21 protein-coding genes are annotated in these 18568 nt (G+C 60.8%); 5 read left to right on the top strand and 16 right to left on the bottom strand.

Going from position 1 to position 18568, the window contains the following annotated elements; genetic code table 11:
- Window positions 1–110 precede the first annotated feature (110 nt).
- The 16 genes from H5U38_10215 to H5U38_10140 all read right to left on the bottom strand — a co-directional run bounded on the left by H5U38_10215 (window position 111) and on the right by H5U38_10140 (window position 14386).
- On the bottom strand, window positions 111–548 hold the full coding sequence (locus tag H5U38_10215) for a SoxR reducing system RseC family protein (GenBank protein MBC7187396.1): 438 nt from the start codon (window positions 546–548) through the stop codon (window positions 111–113).
- A gap of 1 nt (window position 549) precedes the next feature.
- The gene (locus tag H5U38_10210) at window positions 550–1221 is read right to left on the bottom strand and encodes a ribulose-phosphate 3-epimerase (GenBank protein MBC7187395.1); all 672 of its coding nucleotides are present in this window, start codon (window positions 1219–1221) and stop codon (window positions 550–552) included.
- Complete coding sequence (rpiA, locus tag H5U38_10205) at window positions 1215–1925, bottom strand: ribose-5-phosphate isomerase RpiA (GenBank protein MBC7187394.1); 711 nt, start codon at window positions 1923–1925, stop codon at window positions 1215–1217. The genes H5U38_10210 and rpiA overlap by 7 nt, the downstream gene beginning before the upstream one ends.
- Before the next feature lie 73 nt (window positions 1926–1998).
- On the bottom strand, window positions 1999–2664 hold the full coding sequence (locus H5U38_10200) for a molybdopterin-dependent oxidoreductase (GenBank protein MBC7187393.1): 666 nt from the start codon (window positions 2662–2664) through the stop codon (window positions 1999–2001).
- A gap of 61 nt (window positions 2665–2725) precedes the next feature.
- The gene (locus H5U38_10195) at window positions 2726–3376 is read right to left on the bottom strand and encodes a superoxide dismutase (protein ID MBC7187392.1); all 651 of its coding nucleotides are present in this window, start codon (window positions 3374–3376) and stop codon (window positions 2726–2728) included.
- An 84-nt stretch (window positions 3377–3460) separates the two neighbouring features.
- Window positions 3461–3913, bottom strand: a complete 453-nt coding sequence (locus H5U38_10190; protein ID MBC7187391.1) for a ferritin family protein — start codon at window positions 3911–3913, stop codon at window positions 3461–3463.
- 30 nt (window positions 3914–3943) lie between these two features.
- Window positions 3944–4873, bottom strand: a complete 930-nt coding sequence (locus H5U38_10185) for a universal stress protein (protein ID MBC7187390.1) — start codon at window positions 4871–4873, stop codon at window positions 3944–3946.
- 82 nt (window positions 4874–4955) lie between these two features.
- Entirely contained in the window at window positions 4956–5303 is a 348-nt protein-coding gene (locus H5U38_10180) for a DsrE family protein (protein ID MBC7187389.1), read from the bottom strand.
- Window positions 5304–5344: 41 nt separating this feature from the next.
- Window positions 5345–5884, bottom strand: coding sequence for a ferritin family protein (locus tag H5U38_10175; protein MBC7187388.1), 540 nt, complete (start codon window positions 5882–5884; stop codon window positions 5345–5347).
- Window positions 5885–5952: 68 nt separating this feature from the next.
- Complete coding sequence (locus H5U38_10170) at window positions 5953–6144, bottom strand: heavy-metal-associated domain-containing protein (GenBank protein ID MBC7187387.1); 192 nt, start codon at window positions 6142–6144, stop codon at window positions 5953–5955.
- A 52-nt stretch (window positions 6145–6196) separates the two neighbouring features.
- Entirely contained in the window at window positions 6197–7378 is a 1182-nt protein-coding gene (locus H5U38_10165) for an FprA family A-type flavoprotein (GenBank protein MBC7187386.1), read from the bottom strand.
- A gap of 12 nt (window positions 7379–7390) precedes the next feature.
- Window positions 7391–8014, bottom strand: a complete 624-nt coding sequence (locus tag H5U38_10160; GenBank protein ID MBC7187385.1) for a transcriptional repressor — start codon at window positions 8012–8014, stop codon at window positions 7391–7393.
- A gap of 451 nt (window positions 8015–8465) precedes the next feature.
- Window positions 8466–9281 carry a T9SS type A sorting domain-containing protein gene (locus H5U38_10155; GenBank protein MBC7187384.1) on the bottom strand — a complete coding sequence of 272 codons (816 nt, stop codon included), beginning with the start codon at window positions 9279–9281 and terminating at the stop codon, window positions 8466–8468.
- Between the two features lie 35 nt (window positions 9282–9316).
- Window positions 9317–11095 carry a hypothetical protein gene (locus tag H5U38_10150; protein ID MBC7187383.1) on the bottom strand — a complete coding sequence of 593 codons (1779 nt, stop codon included), beginning with the start codon at window positions 11093–11095 and terminating at the stop codon, window positions 9317–9319.
- Between the two features lie 51 nt (window positions 11096–11146).
- Window positions 11147–12562, bottom strand: coding sequence for a T9SS type A sorting domain-containing protein (locus H5U38_10145; GenBank protein MBC7187382.1), 1416 nt, complete (start codon window positions 12560–12562; stop codon window positions 11147–11149).
- Window positions 12563–12994: 432 nt separating this feature from the next.
- Complete coding sequence (locus H5U38_10140; protein MBC7187381.1) at window positions 12995–14386, bottom strand: metallophosphoesterase; 1392 nt, start codon at window positions 14384–14386, stop codon at window positions 12995–12997.
- A gap of 203 nt (window positions 14387–14589) precedes the next feature.
- On the opposite strand from H5U38_10140, the gene H5U38_10135 reads away from it, so the two are divergent.
- From H5U38_10135 to H5U38_10115, 5 genes are all read left to right on the top strand, one after another.
- A complete protein-coding gene (locus H5U38_10135; protein MBC7187380.1) occupies window positions 14590–15060 on the top strand; it encodes a PTS sugar transporter subunit IIA in 471 nt (156 codons plus the stop codon).
- 29 nt (window positions 15061–15089) lie between these two features.
- Window positions 15090–15425 (top strand): DUF2007 domain-containing protein, encoded by a 336-nt coding sequence (locus tag H5U38_10130; GenBank protein ID MBC7187379.1) that lies wholly within the window; start codon window positions 15090–15092, stop codon window positions 15423–15425.
- Window positions 15426–15480: 55 nt separating this feature from the next.
- Entirely contained in the window at window positions 15481–16758 is a 1278-nt protein-coding gene (locus H5U38_10125) for a histidine--tRNA ligase (protein ID MBC7187378.1), read from the top strand.
- A gap of 16 nt (window positions 16759–16774) precedes the next feature.
- A complete protein-coding gene (locus H5U38_10120; GenBank protein ID MBC7187377.1) occupies window positions 16775–17632 on the top strand; it encodes an RNA methyltransferase in 858 nt (285 codons plus the stop codon).
- A gap of 116 nt (window positions 17633–17748) precedes the next feature.
- The gene (locus tag H5U38_10115; protein ID MBC7187376.1) at window positions 17749–18558 is read left to right on the top strand and encodes a CPBP family intramembrane metalloprotease; all 810 of its coding nucleotides are present in this window, start codon (window positions 17749–17751) and stop codon (window positions 18556–18558) included.
- Window positions 18559–18568: the final 10 nt, after the last annotated feature.

The raw sequence follows: 18568 nt of genomic DNA, 5'->3' as shown, positions 1-18568 counted from the left end.
TCTCCGATCAACGGCATGCGTCCTTCCATTGTTTGCCTCCATTCGATAATTCAACAGCTTCGACGTTTCACCCCTTAGATGCACTTTCTGCGCAATAGTTGCACGGTCGCCTAACCCACCTTTCGCACCCGTACTGGCGACTCCTGGCGCATCTCCAGAAAGCGATTGACGCGCCAGGCTACGACAAATGCCAGCGCAAAGCCCAACATGGTGGCCAACACCGCAGGCTTCTCGGCGCGGCAGAGCCCCCAGACAACAAAATAGCCCACCATGCCCAACAGGACAGGAAGGAGGAAGACCAACCCCACGCTCAGCAAACTCACCCTTGGCCGCACCGTGAGCTCTACCGTTTCACCCACTTTAGCACCGATCTGGTTGGGCACGGTAACGTGGCGCGACTGCTGGCCCGTAGGGGTGCAGGCAAAGCGCGCCCCGCAAGCTGCGCAGGCCGCGCGCTCGTTGAGGCGCACGACCATCCGTCCCCCTCTGACCTCTACGACCGTGCCGACCTCCGGTCCCCCTGCTCTTGCCTGGCGTCCTGCGCTCACCCTACACACTCCGCGCGGGGATGCAGCTCCTCCGCAGTCGAGCCACGTTGTCCGCTACTGAGGCGCGCTGGTTGTAGACGCTCGAGCCGGCCACGAGTATGGTAGCCCCTGCTTGCACAACCTGCGGCGCAGTGGTGCAGTCGATGCCACCGTCGACGGCAATGGCCACATTCAGGCCACGGCGTTCCAGCTCGTTGCGCAGGCGGCGGATCTTCTGGAGTTGGCTTGCCAAAAACTCCTGTCCTCCCCAGCCTGGGTTCACCGTCATCACCTGTACGACGTCCACGCAGTCCAGCACCTCCTCGATGGCGGCCAGTGGCGTGCCTGGGTTCAGCGCCACACCGGCCTGCACCTGCAGCCCACGGATCAGGGCCAGGGCGCGGTGGAGGTGGGGGGTGGTCTCCTGATGGACAATGATGCAATTGGCGCCCGCCTCGGCAAAGGCAGCCAGATGGCGCTCCGGCTGCACGATCATGCAATGTACCGTCAGGGGGCAGCGCACCAGGGGCCGGATCGCTTTCACCACATTTGCGCCAAAGGTGATGTTGGGCACGAAACAGCCGTCCATGATATCGATCTGAATGGCGTCTGCGCCTGCCTCTTCTGCCTCACGCACCTGTTCGCCCAATCGGGTGAGGTCCGCCGAGAGGATGGACGCCTCAATCTTCACCATGCCCGCCCTCCGTCAACTCTCCTTGTGTAGTGCCTGATGCCAGTGTGCGTGGCCACGACCACGTCGGTGACCAAATTCAGGAACAGGCCATGGCCGACAATTCCCGCGCGCGCATCCAAGGCCGCCGCCACCGACTGCGGCTCGCGGATTCCTCCTGCGAAAACGCAGTCCAGGATCAGATTCCCCTGATCAGTGAGGAACGGCGCACCATCGGCAGCGAGGCGGAGCGTCGCTTGCGCGCCCAGCTCCTGCAAAAAGGGCATATGTGTTTTCCAGCCAAAGGGGATGACCTCCACGGGCAGCGGCCCTCGTCCCAAAACCGGCGTGAGCTTTGACTCGTCGACCACGATCACTTCCCTTTTGCTGGCTTGTGCCACCACTTTTTCCCTGAGCAGCGCCCCACCCCCTCCCTTGATGACATCCAGATAGGGCGACACCTCATCGGCCCCGTCGATGGTCAGGTCAACCTCCAGGTGCTCCTCCAACGCGGTCAGCGGAATACCCAACAGGATGGCTTCCTCCTCTACCGCGCGCGAGCAGGGCACGCCCACAACGTCACGGAGCTCACCCCTCTTCAGCTTCGTGCCCAAGAGGCGCACGGCGTATATTGCGGTGCTGCCATGACCGAGTCCCACCACCATGCCAGACTCGACAAAGCGCACCGCGAACTCCCCCGCCTGGCGTTTCAGTTGCTCAGATCCCATCCCAGCTCTCGTCTCTGGGCCGACGGCACTTCCTTTCCACCTGCTCTCACCGCACCGGAATCCGTCGCGAAGCCTATTCCACCGGCTTGGCTTCTTGCCCCTCGTAGAAGCGCCTGCGCTCCATGGGCACGTTGGCCTCGTCCGAATAGCCCCGCTTTTCCCAGTAGCCCTCGGTGGGCTGGCGCAGCAGAATCACTTGATCGACCCACTTGGCCCACTTGTAGCCGTATTTGCCAAAAGCCACCAGCCGGAGGGGAAAGCCGATATCCGGGCGCAAGCGCTTGCCGTTGAGCTCATAGGCCAGGAGCACGTTGTACTTCTCCACGTACTCCAGCGGGAGGCAGGTCGAATAGCCGTCCAGGCAGTGGAACGCCACGTATTTGGCCTCAGGCCGTGGCCGGGCACTGCGCAGGAGGTCCTTCACAAGAACCCCTTTCCAGGTGCCCCAAACCTCCCACCCTTCCACGCAGTAGAGCAGGATGGTGTCAGAGTAGACGGGCGGCACCTGCAGAATCTGCTCCCACCCCAGCGAGAACGAAGAATCAGCCTCCCCGGTGACCGTAAGGCGATAATTGGCGAGAGCTACCTTCGGCACGCCTAGGGCACTGCGCACAGGACCTTTGTCGGCGGCACGCAGGCGGTTCCCACGAGGGGTGGCCATGGTAGTGACGTCCCGCTTACCTCCTGGGCTTTGGGCCATGCCACCGGCTACCAGGCCTGCGAGCAAGACAAGTAGCACTGCGCACGCCGTTCGCCGAACACTGAGCATTCTTAGTCGGAATGTCGCCATGGGACGCCGGTCACCTGAGGGCCTGCGCATATCTTTTCGCGACGTCCTGCCAGTTGATTATCTCGAAAATCTTGTCAACATACTCGCCGCGGCGGTTCTGGTATTTCAGGTAGTAGGCATGCTCCCACACATCAATGACCAATAGTGGGACTGCACCCCATTGCGTAAGATCTTGATGCTTCTCCGCCTGCAGCACTTCCAAGTTGCCGAACGCAGGGACGTACGCAAGCACTCCCCAACCGCTCCCCTCCACTCCCTTGGTGGCCGCGCTCAGCTGGGCCTTGCATGCATCAAAACTGCCGAACCGAGCGACGATGGCCGACAGCAGCTTCCCTTTGGGCGCACCTCCACCGTTGGGGGACAGATTGTGCCAAAAAATGCTGTGCAGAATGTGACCAGAACCATGGAAGGCGATCTCGCGCTCCAGGTGCTTGATGAACTGGTAGTTGCCGCTTTCTCTTGCTTGCACGAGCAGCCGCTCGGCCTCATTGAGTCCTTTCACGTAGGCCGCGTGATGGGCGTCGTGGTGTAGCCTCATGGTTTGCTCGTCGATGATGGGCTCAAGCGCATTGTACGCGTAGGGGAGTGGCGGTAGCTCGTGAGTCCCAGGGGCCACCGCACCCTTGTTCTGTGCTGCCTTTGCCCCGCTGCGGCCCAGCATGGTGGCAGCCACCACCCCAGTTCCGGCGGCAGCGCGGAAGAACTCCCGTCTGCTCACAGCCATTTATTCCTCCTCATGACCTGCTTAGTTTTCCTGCAGAACTTCGTCATCGTAGATGGTCTCCAAACGCAACTTGTGGCGTGCCTCCTCTTCTGCCAGCAAGCCGAACAGCCTCTGCAATTGGGCATCGCCAGTGCGGCGCTGCAAATCGCTGTACAGGCGCACCGATTGTTCCTCGCGCTTCATGGCCAAGATGAGCATATCCTGATAGCTCATATCCGGCCGAAACTCCACCTCCACCAAGTAGTCGCTGATCCTCAGATCGGGCACCTTGGCGGCTGCCGGTTTGCCCAGACTCTCCGGCTTGAGCTCCAGGAGCATCGCCTTGTGTCGCCGCTCCTCTGCAGCGAATTCGGAAAAGGTCGTCTTCGCAAGGGGCGTGACAGCCACCTGCTGCGCTGTCTCATAGAGCGCCGCAGCCTCCTCTTCCTTTTCCACTGCGAAGCGGATCGCCTGCCGGAACTGTTCCTCTGTCATCCTTCCTCCTGCCGATCCTTTCTGCCTGGCTCATCTGCTTTTCAGCAAGGACTTACCAAACGCCCTGACAGTGAACACGGGGCACGGCGCCGTGCGCACCACCTTCTCGGTGACGCTGCCCAACAACAGATGCTCGAGGCCGGTGAGGCCATGGGTAGCAATCACCAGCAGGTCCACGCGGTGCGTCTGTGCCCATTTCACAATTTCCTCGGCAGCTCGTCCCTCCACGACGTGGAAGGCGGTCTTCACCTCTGGGGCCTTGGCTTTAGCAACCAGCTCCTTCATCGCCTGCAATGACTTGCGGCGGATGTCTGGCACAAAATCGAAAATGGAGGTCTTGCCCGTTGCGTAGAAGGCCGGGTGGAGAGTCTCCTCCACAACGTGGAGCAAATGCACTTGCGCCTGCCACTGGGCCGCCATCGCCAACGCATAGCGCACGGCGCGCTGCGCATGGCGCGAGTAGTCGACGGGAACGAGGAGCTGCTTGAAAGGCCTGAGTTTTCGCCGCCTCTCGGTTTCCCTTACGGTGAGCACTGGGCACGGCGCCTGACGGACCACCTCCTCGGCGACGCTTCCGAGGAACAGCCGGCCGATACCCCGCCTGCCGTGCGTGCCCATCACGATGAGGTCGATGCGTTTGTCGGTGGCGTACTCGAGGATGGCAGGGGCGGCAGCCACGCTGAAGCACTGGGCCACCTTGACCTTCAGCTCATTGGCACCATGGGCCGCAAGGGCCGTGAGCATATCGGACTTGGCCAGCTCGCGGAGACGCGCGCGGAGAACCTCCACATCCGGCAAGTGATGGGCCAGCTGGTGAGGATCGTCCTCGTGCAAAACCGTGGCGTGCAGCACGTGGAGCTCGGCCTGATGCTGGCGCGCGAAGGCCAATGCATAGTCCAACGCCTGCTCGGCGCAGGGAGAAAAGTCAGCAGGAAACAGAATGCGACGTATGGCGATCATGGCATCTCCCTCCTCGAGACAGTGTGAGCAAGCCTCTCTTCACCAACCGCGAGCTCCTCGGATGCGCCACGTTGCTTGAGGGCTAAAAGATCAACACTTCGAATCCGGCCTGCAGGTAGCGGGCGATACTGGGATGCCCGGACATCTCGTCGCAGGCAGCAAGGCCCTGCTCCAGGGCCGCTTCTAAGCTGCCGGAAACCGCGGCGCACGCCTGGCACACACAGTCGATGAGACCAGCTTCCTTCGCCCGTCGGTAGAGATTGGCAAAAGGACGCCCTTCTTCAGCCAGCAGTTTTACCTGCTTGGTGGCGGTGCCTTCCACCACCACCCTCACCTCATAACCCCGCTCCTTCATGTCCAGGGCATTGAGGAGCACATGTGCAAAACAGCCTGTCTCGCCGGTGAAGGCGAAGAGCGCTATCTTTTTCACGGTTCAATTCCTCGTTCTGGAGGAGCCACAGCCAGCGCCGACTAACCGCCGTCGAACATCCAATTCTCTTCTTCCGCGTGGTATTGAGCAGGGTTCTCCAGATAGCGGAGTGAGTTTTCCAGAATCAGGTGATGCTCGCGCTCCTGCTCGGTCATGAAGGTGTAGAACTGCTTGGCGGTCTGGTCTTTGGCGGCTGCCGCCCGATCTCTGTAGAAGACGATGAGCTTGTCCTCCATGTCGCGCGCCAAGCGATAGGCTTGGAGCACATCGGCTTGCGTGCCCACGGTCTCGTCAAGGCGCTCTCTGGCAGCGCGGAACACGCTGCGAAAAGTAGCGATGGCCTCCCCCCGCTTGCCCTGCAGGTGCGCCGCGCTCGTCCACTGGCCGCGGTCACGCAGTGACGCATAAAAGTGCTGAATAATGCTGATGTGCTCAAGCTCCCAGTCGGCCAGGTAGGCGAAGGTCTCCTTGGCAAGCGGGTGCTCCGTCTTGTCGCGGGCAGCGAGGAAGAACTGCCGGCCCTCGCCTTCCATCTTCAGGGCCAGGCTCAATGCTTCCAAATCCTCGTGTGCACTCTCCATCTCGCGGCTCCTCCTTGCTCACCAGCTCGACAGATACCTGCCCTCCACCGCACCAAGTTCCCCATCTCTCAAATCGTGTAGCCCAACTCTCTGATGACGCGCTCCACCACGGCACGTTGGACGTCACCTTTGACGTGCACCGTCTTTCGCTCCACGTTCACCTCTACGGCCTCAACGCCGGGGAGGACGCCTACGGCCTTCTCAATGTGCATTTTGCAGTGACCGCACGTAATGTCGGGGACATGTAGCTCCAAAGTCATCGGTTCATCTCCTTGAAAGGCCGGACGCTGCCGAAGAGCAGCGTACCACTCTCTACTTTTGCGCCAAGGCCTTGGCTAAGGCGCGCCCGTCTTCCACCAGGTGTCCGAGTTGCTCCTCGTCGGGCACCCACTGTATACGCCGGGCTGGCACAGGCTCCTGCCAGCCAAGGGCAGAAAAGACCTGCTCGATCTCCGCAACCGCCTGTCCTCCCCAGCCGTAGGAGCCAAAAGCAAAACCCATCCTGTTGCGCGGTCGCAGACCCTTCAGATAGGTTAAGAATTCGCCGACGCTGGGCAACAAGCCGTTGTTCAACGTGGGCGACCCAACCAGGACCAGCCGCGAGTGCAAGACATCGGTCATCACCTCGGAAATATGCGTGGTCTCAAGGTTGCGCACCGTGACTGGCACGCCCTCAGCCTCGAGCCCTCTGCACAACGCCTGCGACATCTTGGCAGTGGAGCCCCACATGGTGTCGTAGACCACTACGGCCTGGTCGTCTGCTTCATAGTCGGCCCATCTCTTGTAAGCCTCCAGGATGCGGGCGATGTTCTCCCGCCAGATGACCCCATGGCTGGGGCAGATCATGTCCATCTTCACACCGCCCAGGGCTTGGAGGGTGCGTTTCACCTGGTCTCCATACGGGAGCACGATGTTGGCATAGTACTTGGCCGCCTGCGCGTAGACCACCTCCCATCCCGCCTGGTCATCAAAGCGAACGGCAGTGGCCAAGTGCTGGCCGAAGGCGTCGTTGGAAAAGAGGATCGCCTCCTCCGGAAGGTACGTCACCATGGAGTCAGGCCAGTGTACCATGGGCGTGTGGAAGAACTGCAACGACCTGCGCCCCAAGCTAATTGCCTCACCGGAGCGCACGACCCTGTAGTTCAGATCACTGTGGAAATGTGCCCGTAGCCCCTTCTCGCCGTTCGGCGAGGTGAGAACTTGTGCCTGAGGGGCACGTTCTACCAGAGCCGGGATACTTCCTGAATGGTCCATCTCGACATGGTTACACACCACATAGGCGATCTGCACCGGGTCGATCACGCTCTGCACGCGGGCCAAGAGCTCGTCCAAGAAGGGTCGCTTCACCGTGTCGATCAGGGCAACCTTCTCATCCACGACAAGATACGCGTTGTACGTGGAGCCGTACGGCGTAAGGTAGCCATGGAAGTTACGCAAGTCCCAGTCTATGCTGCCCACCCAGTAGATCCCCGGTTTCAACTCAAAGGCTCTCATATGCATTCATCCTCAGTTTGACGATTCGCCCTCTGAGGTCCGCCTCTTGAGAAGGGCACCCTCAACCGGAACAAACCTGTCGCGGGCGGCACCACAGACTTTGCAGCACCACTCCTCAGGCAGGCGACTGAAGGGAGTTCCTGGCACGACTCCGGGCGTGTCGTTTCCTCGTGCTGGATCGTAGACCCACCCGCAGACCGCGCAGCGATAGGGGCGGCTGTCTTCTGCGCACTGGGCGCTCTTTAGGCACTCGGCGCAGACCCCGATGAACAGCGCCTGGACCGTCTCCACCGCGTGGCCGTCAATTGCGCCTTGCGCGGCGAACGAGCACTGCACCGACACGTCGTAGATGCGCCCACACACCCGGCAGCGGAAATGGTGGTGCGACTCCTCCGCCAGGTCGAAGTGCTTTTCCTTGCCTACCACGAGCTCGGCAACAAGACCTGCCTGCTTAAGCGTTTCCAGAGTATTGTAGACGGTGGCGAGGGAGAGAGTGGGGTATTGGCTGCGCAGAGCGCGATGAATCTCCTCAGCAGTGGGGTGGGACCTTTGCTCCTGCAGGTACTCAAGGACTGCCAGGCGCTGAATGGTCAGCACCACACCCTTTTTCCTGAGAAGCTGAATCTTGTCCTTCATTGTGCCGCCAGCATTGTAAGCGATCTTAACTTGGAACAAATATAAACCAATATTTCGTGAAAATCAAGCTCTTTTTGTTCGGCGGCAGTGTTCCTCGGCCTAGAATCTGGGCGAGACCGGAGGAAGGTTGGGCCGACAATGCCCCACGTGTTTCCACGTAGCGTTCGGGGCTGCCTCTCCCCGTCTAAGGTCTGGGGGCACAGGTCTGGTGGCGCCTCTCCATGTCAAGGCGAACTCCACCGCCGGCCACAGTCCGGCAGGCGGACCGTTCAGCCAAAGGAGGACCACCTTGACGAGGCGAAGTGATTCGTCCTGCGAAGCGAATCGTGGCCACCTCGTGTCCCGCTCTCGCGCCCGCCCATCGAGTTCCGATTGAAGACTCCGGAGCAGCACAGATGGTCAGAAAACGAAAAGCGCCCCGCGTGGGGGCGCCATCGATGCGCGTCGCAAGCTATCTGACTATGGCCAGTCTTCTAGTGATTGCGCGCTCTCCAGCCTGAAGTCGGTAGAGGTACAAACCAGCAGGCAAAGGCCGGCCTGCCGCATCGGAGCCGTCCCAGGTCAGAGCGTGGTCGCCGCTGCCGAGTCGGCCCCGGAAGAGCGTACACACCTCCCTGCCGAGCAGGTCATAGATCACCAGCGACACTTCCTCTGCCTTGGGAAGCGAAAAGAGTATCGAAGTGGTGCCGTGTGCCACAGGACCGAAGCCGAAGGGGTTTGGATAGTTCTGTGCCAGTGTGAAGCACGTAGGCGCCGGGGCATTTGTTGCCACGCCCGAAGGGAAACCAACCACGAATACCCCTCCCTCGGCCGTTGCCTCCACCACTTCGTTTTCGCCGTTGATGAGGATTAGGCTGAGGACTTGCAGGGCGACCTCTGTGCCGAGCGGCGCATCGGCTGCCACCCGGTAGCTAACGTTGACCACTGCACCGCTGTCCGCCTCCAGCGTGTAGTTGAAGGAGACGGCTATGAGCCGGAGCACGCCATCGATGTCGTTGAAGCGGGCAATGAAACCGTACGCCCGCCCGGTCACCCACACCGAATCTGGGCGCAAATAGTCCGGGAGGTCGGCAAGCTCCAACTGCAGCCCTCGCACTGGAGCTTCGTTCCTCAGCGCAATAGCGATAACGTTGCCGGTGCTGCCTGGCAGACCAGCCCCAGATCCGACGAAGAGGCGATTCGCAGAGGCCATCGCTTGCGTCGCGGCCAGCAGGCAGACCGCGGCGGCAAACCACCGTGCGGCATCATGAACACGGCTAAGCATCATATGTTACGCCATCCCAATCCGTCAAGCCAGTTCCATCATGGGAAGAGGTCAAAGACGGCCAACATGTCGAAGAGGTCAATGTCGCCGTCGTGGTCCACGTCCCCGCTCAGCAGCTGTGCCGCAGTTGGCACCACCTTGCCCAACACAATGTCGGCCATGACCGCCATGTCGGCCTTTGTTACTGCTCCATTGCCATTCAGGTCGCCAACCTTCACATAGCTGAACAATCCGTTAACTATATCCGGCACGACCTGCTGGTTGTTGGCGTCGCTTATCGAAACGTTGGTGAGCACCAGATTGGACGAACTCCCCAAAGGAGCAGCGGGGTTGATGTCGTACTTGATCTGGAGAATAGGGCCGTTCCCTACCGGGATCACCGCGCCCGACATGGAGGCCAAGAGGATCTGCACGTAACCATCCTTTTCGGTGGCTGCCGTAGTGAAGCCAGTCGCTCGTCCCACCGGGGTTACCGAACTTGTGAAGGGGGTGGGCACTTGCAAGTGGTTAGGGTCATCTGTCAAACGAAAGAGGATGCCGCGCACATTGACCTGGTTGTTGAGCCAGATGTTAACCGCGCCGGTCTTGCCAGGTTCGCCGCTGGAGCTCTGCACCCTGAGGACGACCAAGGAGGAAATGGTAAACACTCCGTCGCTCTGGTCGCTGGGGAGACCGTCCAAGGCGTCCTCCACTTTGATCATCGCCGTGGTAGAAGTCTGCGCAGGGAGCGTCCAGTCGTAGGAACCTGTGTTCGGCGCCACGGTTATCTCGGTCCAATTCGCGCCGCCATTGAGCGAGTACCACAGACGCACGTTGGTGATGACGCTCGTGGCGCTCCAGGTGATCTGCCGCTGCGTGTTCACAATCCACGTCTCGCCGCCGTTGGGGCTAATCAACGTAATCTGCTCCGTTTCCGGCTCGATGGTAAAGTCTGCATCGCTAATGTCCGTGGGAATGCCACTGGTGGCTGACGAGATCCGCACCCGGCAGGTATTGGAGGGCGTGTTGGGGATCTTCCAGGCATACGAGCCGGTGTTGCCGGTGGACGCGACGACCGTGCTCCACGACGTACCGGAGTCGGTGGAGTATTCGATCTTGACATTCCCCGAGTAGTCTGAGTACGTCCAGGTGACGTTGTAGGTGGAGTTGACCGTCCACTTCTCGCCACCATTGGGCGCGGTGACGGTGATTACCGGGGCACGCACCGTAAAATCGTCGATGTCGTTCGCCAAGTTGCCAAACAGGCTGACGCCTGCGTAGAGTGTGCCGCTGGTCCCGTACGTCTTCTGCGGGTCGTTCACGCGCGTGTCGAAGAGACCGTTGATGTAAAAGTCAAAGTGGTGGCCGGTGGCGTCTGTGGAAGCCACAACCTTGATGACGTCGCCTGGCTTATAGCTGGGTAGCGCAACCGGCTTGGTGTCGATGGGCTGGTCACGTTTCACCTCACCATTGACCACCGGGCAGAGCAGGATGTAGCCGCCGCGCCGGATCACACAGTAGCCCGTGGCCGTTGAGGACGGCGCGTTGAGGAAGATGGCAATCCCGCCTGCGTTGATGCCGTCCACCGTGGCATTTGTGGCCCACTTGAACGACACCTCGGTGGGGTTGGTTACTGCGGTAAACACCGCTAAATAGTTCCACCCAGGCGTGGTGGAGGTATTGGACAATGCATTGTTGACGATTTGATACGCCGCGTGTGCTGCCCAATTTGGGCCCAAGCTGGCGCGGTTGAAGTTGTCCGTGACAATAGCCGCGTGGCCTACAGCGAGCGCCATGGAGATTGCCACGAGCACGAGTGCAAGGCTTCTGGTCTTCATTGCTGGCACCTCACCACTTGTTTCGTCCGACTGGCATAGGACGCGTTTGCCTTACCTCAGGACGGCGAGCTTCCGCACCAGGGTCAAGCCGCCCGCCATGAGCTTGTAAAAGTAGACACCGGAGGAGACGGAATTGCCGGTCTCATCGCGGCCATCCCACTGCACCAGGTAGCGACCCGGCTCACGCCTGCTCCGCTCGAGCACGCGCACCAGCTGCCCATGAATGTTGTAGACGGCTACCTGCACATCGACGGCTCCACTGCTCTGTGCGGGGATGTCGTAGCTGATCACCGTGGTCGCAGCGAAGGGGTTGGGATGGCTCGGGTGCAGGGCAAAAGCATCTGGAACCTGCCCTTGTCGCGGAGCCCCTTGTTCCCAGAGCAGGTCCACACGCTGGCCACTGACGGTGGCACCCACCGCGTGCAGCACCTGCAGCGGAATGGCCTCGCCTTCGTCCCTAGCGGTGGTGAGCACAAGGCTCGCCACCGTTCCGCGGCCTGCGGGCATCACCACCCCGGATGGGCTGTAGTGGAGCACGTTCAGCCCGTCGCCTGCCATCTTGCTGGCCAGAGACATGGCGTTGGCAATACCGCACACCGAGGGCGCACTGACGGTCACGTCCTTTGCCGCCAGCTGCAAGACCAGCTCAAGGCCGGCCAACGGCACAGGGCTTTCTACGTCGATGCTCACCTGGGACTGCTGGTGGTTGATCTCAGGGCCCTTGGTCAGGGCGATGGCCCCGCGAAATGCACCAGGGGCCTCGTCGCCTACCGAGGCGGCCTTGGGCAAACCGGACACGGCGACGTCGATGGCCTTGCCGATGTCTGTGACGTCCACCGCGCCGTTGTCGTCAAAGTCGCCAGCCCAGCGCTCGTACGCGGTAGGTGTAGGCGGTCGCTGCAAGGCGATGTCGATCATGCGCAGCACGTCAAACAGGTCCACAACCCCGTTGTAGATGACGTCCCCTTTCCTGCCGAACCAGAAGACGCCACTCTTTTGCACGAGGGTAAGCGGAGGATTGCCGGTGGCGTTGGCCGCGGCGCGCACGCTGTCAAAGCCCACGCTGGCGTTTGTGCCGCCGGTAGCGTTGGCAGCCACAAGCACATAGACCCACAAGATGTCGCCGCTTCCTGCGGTCAGTCGCGAGCTGGTACTGGTGTCGGGGACCATCAACACCCAAAATCCGCCGGCCCTGCTTGTGGTGTCAACCCGGAACGAAGCAATGCGCGGCTTTATTTCCATGCCGACAACCTTCAGCTTGTCCGGGCTGTCAACCAGCTTAAAGTGCATCCCCTTGATCACTGTGGCGTTCTTGACACTAATGCTCAGCGTGTCCAAGCCGCCAGGCAAGGCCCAGCCGTTAGACACAAGCAGCTCGTCGCCCGACTGTGCCTGTGCCGCCTCGGGCCCCACAAGAACCCACGCGACAAGCGCTGTGAGCGCGTAGAACAAACATGCTCTCCTCATCGCACCCTCCGCTCGCAAAAGTCGTCTCCTGCGTGCAAAACCGAAGCCATTTCCTGCCTGTTAATCCATCTGCCTTGACCCACACGCCCCATGCTCCAACGCCTGCGCTGAGGTGTGTGCCCGCGGTAGGCATTCCCCTGTTCACAAATGATACGATGGCTCAACGCGGAACAGTCGGCGCGCCCCTGGGCCGCTGCCACAGCGTAAGCACTGCACCTGCGCGCTCGTCAGGCATCTCCGCGGCGTGCTTTCTTTCTGAAAAACGGACAGATAGACTCCCCTCATTTTCGCGGTGTCCACAGGCGCGCCTGCCTACCACGGGTAGATTCTGGAGCCAGGCCCGCCCGACACGGCTGCTCACCAAAGCGCAAACGCCATGCCATCTGTAAGGGCTCGGCGCTGTCATTCGGGACCGCACCGGGAGGGGCGCCTTCACTGCCCTGGCTTGAGCTCCGCCAGGCGTTTGGCCGCACGCAGGCCATAGCTGGTCTCGGGACCGAGGCGGACAGCCGCCTGGTAGTGCCTTATTGCCTCCACCACCTTCTTGCCATTTTCATAGAGTTGCCCTGCCAGGAAGCGCAATTTGGGGGCCAGCGAATCCAGCTCCACTGCCCGCTCAAGACAAAGGGAGGCTGAATCGGCGTAACTCAGATGGAAGAAGCTCTCACCCAGGCCCAAGTAGGCCTCCGGACTGGCGGGTTTGTCGTTGGCGAACTCGCGGTACAGGGCACGTGCCTGTTCCCATAGCCCATGCTTGAGCAACATTCGCCCGGCGCGCTCATAGGCGGCAGCGACACGCCCTTCACCTTTGAGGAAGGCCGCCAGCTCCTCGGCGGCTCTCCCAGGCTCGCGCGCCTGAAGGTAGGCCACTGCCTTGTAAAGGTGCGCATCGCTTTGGTCAGGACTGTCATTTAGCACCTCGTCCATCAGGTTGAGCACTTCGGCAGGCTTTCTCTGCCTGAAAGCCTCTTCGGCCTTTTCATAAGGGTCATCAACGCGTACGACTTCGGTAAGCACCTCCTTGCCGCGTACCGTCACCATGATGAAGTGAAAGTAGCCACCGGAGTCAGGAGGCGCGTAGAGCGGCGCGCCGGCTCCGCCGGTTATGACCTGGCGCAGACCGCCGTACGTGGCGTCGTGGTACAAATGCTCGTGACCCACGAAGACAATGTCCACCCCATGCTCCAAAAAAAGTGCGGCAAGGCTGTCTCTGTGCGCGGGGTACTTGTCAAAGGAATCGCCGGCATGTGGACCAACAGGGTAGAGTGGACGGTGGACGAAGACAAAAAGGTGGGGCATCTGTCGGTGGGCCTCCAGATCCCTCTTCAGCCAAAGGAACTGCTCGCGGGAAAGGCGGGACACGTGGCCCTCTTCCTCCGAACAGAGGATCACAAAGTGGCAGCTGCCATAGTCCATGGAGTAGTACGGCTTGCCAACCATCTCGGCAAACAGTGCCCGGCTCGGCCTGTTGAAATAGTCGTGATTGCCTGGCGCCACATGCAAAGGGACCTCAAGGGGCGACACAGTCTTCATGAACTCTTCAAACATGCGGCGCAGGGTCAGACTGTCATCAGTGCCGCCTACGATAATGTCGCCCGTATTGAGCACGGCGATGGGCTTCCGGGCTTTGAGCTCTTTGAGGAGCAGCTTGTGCACATAGGGTTGCCGTGCCGTGCGCGTCCCCGGCCGGTTGTCCCCGAGCACGGCGAAGCGCAGCTCTTTGCCACTGTCGTCAGCCGAACTACTCCATGACCCACCAATTGCTGCCAGAGCAACCCCCATGACCACTGCTGTCCCACACAGCCATACGCGTACCCGGTCCATTCTTCCCTCCTTTTCGAGCCTGGGGTGGTGACCCACTGGCACCAACAGACGGTGCACGCTATCCTTACGGAAAATCTACCACCCTGCGCATTTCCGCCAAAAGAACTACGGTTAACCGATTCTGGCAGGGCAGGAGAGAAAGAGTTTGCATTCTTCAGATTTTGTTATAAATTTGTGGCGAATTTTCAGGGAGTAGTGGGAGCATGAAACTGCGAGAAATACTGAGCAAGGACACTATCCGCATCCCTCTGTTGAGCACAGAGAAGGACAAGCTCATCGAGGAGATGGTGGACGCACTATATGCGGCCGGCAAGATTGAGGACCGCGAGAAGGTATTGAAGGCGGTGCTGGATCGCGAGCGGGTGATGAGCACTGGCGTCGGCGATGGGGTGGCCATCCCCCACGGCAAAGCTGACGGCGTGAAGAATCTGGTCGCCTCCTTCGGGGTCACCGAGCATGACGTGGAGTTCGGGTCCATTGACGACAAGCCGGTGCGGTTGGTGTTTCTCTTGGTAGGACCGTACGACCAAACAGGACCCCACTTGAAGGCGCTCAGTCACATCTCGCGCCTCATGCATCGCCCTGAGTTTCGCGCCCGGCTCATCAAGGCTAAGACCCCGGAAGAGGTGTTGGCCGCCATCGAAAAGGAAGAGGACGCTTGTTTCGGCACGTAGTGCAGTGCCCGGCGTGAGGAGTCAGAGCCATGCCTTTCTGTCCCAGTTGCGGATATGAATACGTGCAAGGAAGCACCGTCTGCCCCGACTGCGGACAACCGCTGGTGGAAGAGCCACAGGTTGTTGAGGCCTCCGAGGAAGAGTGGGTCTCCTTGCACTCCCTGCCAGGACCGGTCTACGCGGAGATGGTCCGGGAGGCGCTCGCGCGCGTCGGCATCCCGGCAGTGATCCGGCAAGACGTCATCTCGGGGGCCTTGGGAAGCAAGGGCGCAAGTGCCGTCGGCTCAGAAGCGGTGTTACTTGTGCCCAAGCGCTACCGCAGGCGTGCCGCCACAATTCTGCACGAAATGTTAGACCACATCTGAACACGCCCCTTCTGGCGCAAGGGGTCGACCAACATCACGAGGCGCAGAGACTGTTGTGAAGTACCAATCGGTCAAGGGCACCCGCGATGTGCTGCCCGAGGAGCAACCCTATTGGCGTCACATCGAGGCGCAGATCTACCGCATTTGTACGCTGTACGGCTACGAGCGCATCGACACGCCGATTTTCGAGCAGACGCAGCTCTTCGAACGGGGAGTTGGGGCAAGCACCGATATCGTCGAAAAGGAGATGTACACCTTCGAAGATCGGGGGCACGATTCCCTGACCTTGCGGCCAGAGTTCACTGCGGGGGTGGTGCGCGCCTACCTGCAGAATGGACTGCACACGCGTCCCAAGCCGGTGCGGCTGTTCTCCATCGGCCCAATTTTCCGCTATGAGCGGCCACAGGCAGGCCGCTTCCGCCAGCACACGCAATTCAACGTGGAGGCATTGGGCGAACAGGATCCCGCCATAGACGTGGAGGTGATGTCCATTGCCTGGCAGCTCTACGCCGACCTCGGCTTCCAGGGGCTCTGTTTCCAGTTGAACAGCACGGGCTGTCCCCAATGCCGACCGGGTTACCTCAAGGTCCTGCGGGAATACTACCAGGCCCACTTTAGGGAGATCTGCCCCGATTGCCAGCGAAGGCTGGAGCGTAGTCCTCTGCGCGTGCTGGACTGCAAAGTCGATTCCTGCCAACCGATCATCGCCAATGCCCCGCCGCTATTGGAGCACCTTTGTGCCGACTGTTCGAGCCACTTTGCCAAGCTGCGCCAGTACCTGGAGCTCCTCGGCCGGCCTTATACGCTGAACCACCGGCTCGTGCGAGGACTTGACTACTACACCAAGACGGTGTTTGAGGTCTGGGTACAAGGAATTGGCGCCCAGAACGCCATGTGTGGCGGCGGGCGCTACGACGGGCTGATCGAGCAACTTGGCGGCCCACCCACACCTGGCATCGGCTTTGGCTCAGGCATTGAACGCATCATTTTGAGCATGAAAGAACAAGGCCTGTCGGTCCCGACGCTGCCCAAGCCCCAGGTTTTTGTTGCGTCGCAGGGGGAAAGCGCTCGGCTGGTGGCCCTGCGGGTCCTCTTCTCGTTGCGCGAAAGCGGGGTGGCAACCACCTTTGCCCCCGGTGATCGAAGCCTCAAGGCACAGCTACGTGAGGCAAACCGCATAGGGGCAAGCGTGGTCCTCATCGTCGGTGAGGAAGAAGTGGCCAAACAGGCGGTCAGCGTCAAGGACATGGCCAGTGGCGTTCAGGAGATGGTGCGCTTAGAGCAGGTGGTGGAGAACGTGACCAAGAGGCTGAACGCCCTGACGCACAAGTGAGCGACGGAGAGGGAAGGTGGCTCATCCCTACGCGCCACGGGCAGTACCGATTTCCCAGAATCAGCTCAAGTACTACCGCTTGCTCCTCATCAAGAAGTACCGCACGCGCGACCGCAAGTTTCTGGTGGAGGGGGTGCGCTGCATTGAGGAAGCCTTGGCAGCGGGTGCGACTCTCGAGGCCGTGGTCGTGGCGCCACAGGCCATGTACGTGGAGCGCGCTGTGCGGCTCCTGCAGGCCCTCGAGCAGGCTGGCGTGACCCTTTTGGCTGCAGACCGCCGCGCCTTTCGCACGATAGCAGACACGGTGCAGAGCCAGGGTCTGGTAGCAGTAGCCCGCTGGCCTTATGAGCCGTTTGCGCCGGAACAACTTGCTGCCCGCGGCATACTCGTGGCGCTGAACGGGGTGGCTGACCCTGGAAACGCTGGCACCATCGTCAGAACCTGTGCGTGGTTCGGCGTGCAAGGGTTGCTCTGCGATCGCACGACTGTGGACATGACCAACCCCAAGACCGTGCGGAGTACTGCTGGCGCCATCTTCCACGTGCCGGTGTACGACGAGGTCGACCTGCGCGCCGCTCTTCCGCAGCTGCGAGAACGGGGCTTTGCACTCTATTATGCGGATATGCATGCGCCGGCTGCGCTGGACGAAATCGTCTCCGCACAGGCCGGCGTGGTAGTGCTGGGTGGCGAAGCCAGCGGCGTTGATCCCGAACTGGCGGAGCTGTGTGACCACGGGGTGCGCATCGAGCGATACGGGGCAGGCGACTCTTTGAATGTGGCGGTAGCTGCCGGCATTATCCTGGCCCACTTTGCCAGACTGACGAGGCGCCAGGGATCTCCTCCCCCTGGCCTGCTGGGCGACCGTTACGCATGAGGTCGGTGGCTCTGTGGGCCGCCTAGCAGCAGCGCATTCACGAGGTGACAGACCGCAAAACACAAGGCATCTGCCGTAGCCTGGTCAGTGGCGAGCACCGACGAAAGGAAGTTGCATTGGAACAGACACCCGAGCACACACCCCTGCCCCCTCATCCGCATCCAAGCCTGGGTCTGAGTGTGGCGGTGATTGTCATTACCATGGTTTTCATGATGCTGGTCGCCGTGGGAGCGGCCTTTTTCTTTCAGAAGAGTCTGCTGTTGGCCGCCGAGGTTTCCATCATCGTCCCCGCCCTGATCGTGACTGCTGCCGGGCGCTATCCTTTTGCGGCGGTCTTTCGCTTGCGGCGGGCGGCTTTTTCGCACCTGGTCCTTGGCTTGCTGATCGGCGTGGCTGCTGCCATCGTCATGGACGAGCTCGATCGCATCGTGAACCTACTCTTCCCCATGCCCGAAAGCCTGGTGAGCCAGGTCAAGCAGCTACTCACCATCCGCTCCGTTCCCGAAGGTCTATCCGTAGTGCTGTTCGCGGTCTTGGGAGCGGGCCTTTTGGAAGAAATGCTCTTCCGAGGCTTTCTGCAGCAGTCTTTCGAGCGCACGCTCGATGCGAGCCGAGGGATTGTCTTCTGCTCGTTGGCCTTCGCCCTGTTGCACGTGAACCCCTGGACCAGCATCCAGATTCTCATCTTCGGTGTCCTCCTTGGCCTCCTGGCTTGGCGGAGTAACAGCGTGCTGCCGGCGGCCATCGTCCATGCGACCAACAATGGCCTTTCTGTGCTGGCGATCAACATGGGATTTGACCAGGCGCCGTGGTACCTGTGGCATGGCCATGTGCGCCCGCGCCTGCTGATTCCAGCAATCATCGTTCTGGTCTGGGGCGTGCGGATGTTTTTCGCCGCGGCACCACGGCAAGAAACGACAAGATAGCTTACAGGAG

This window comes from Calditrichota bacterium (assembly GCA_014359355.1).
In the GTDB taxonomy this organism is placed as follows: Bacteria; Zhuqueibacterota; Zhuqueibacteria; order JANLFK01; family Oleimicrobiaceae; genus Oleimicrobium.
This window is presented reverse-complemented; position numbering and strand designations above follow the sequence as displayed.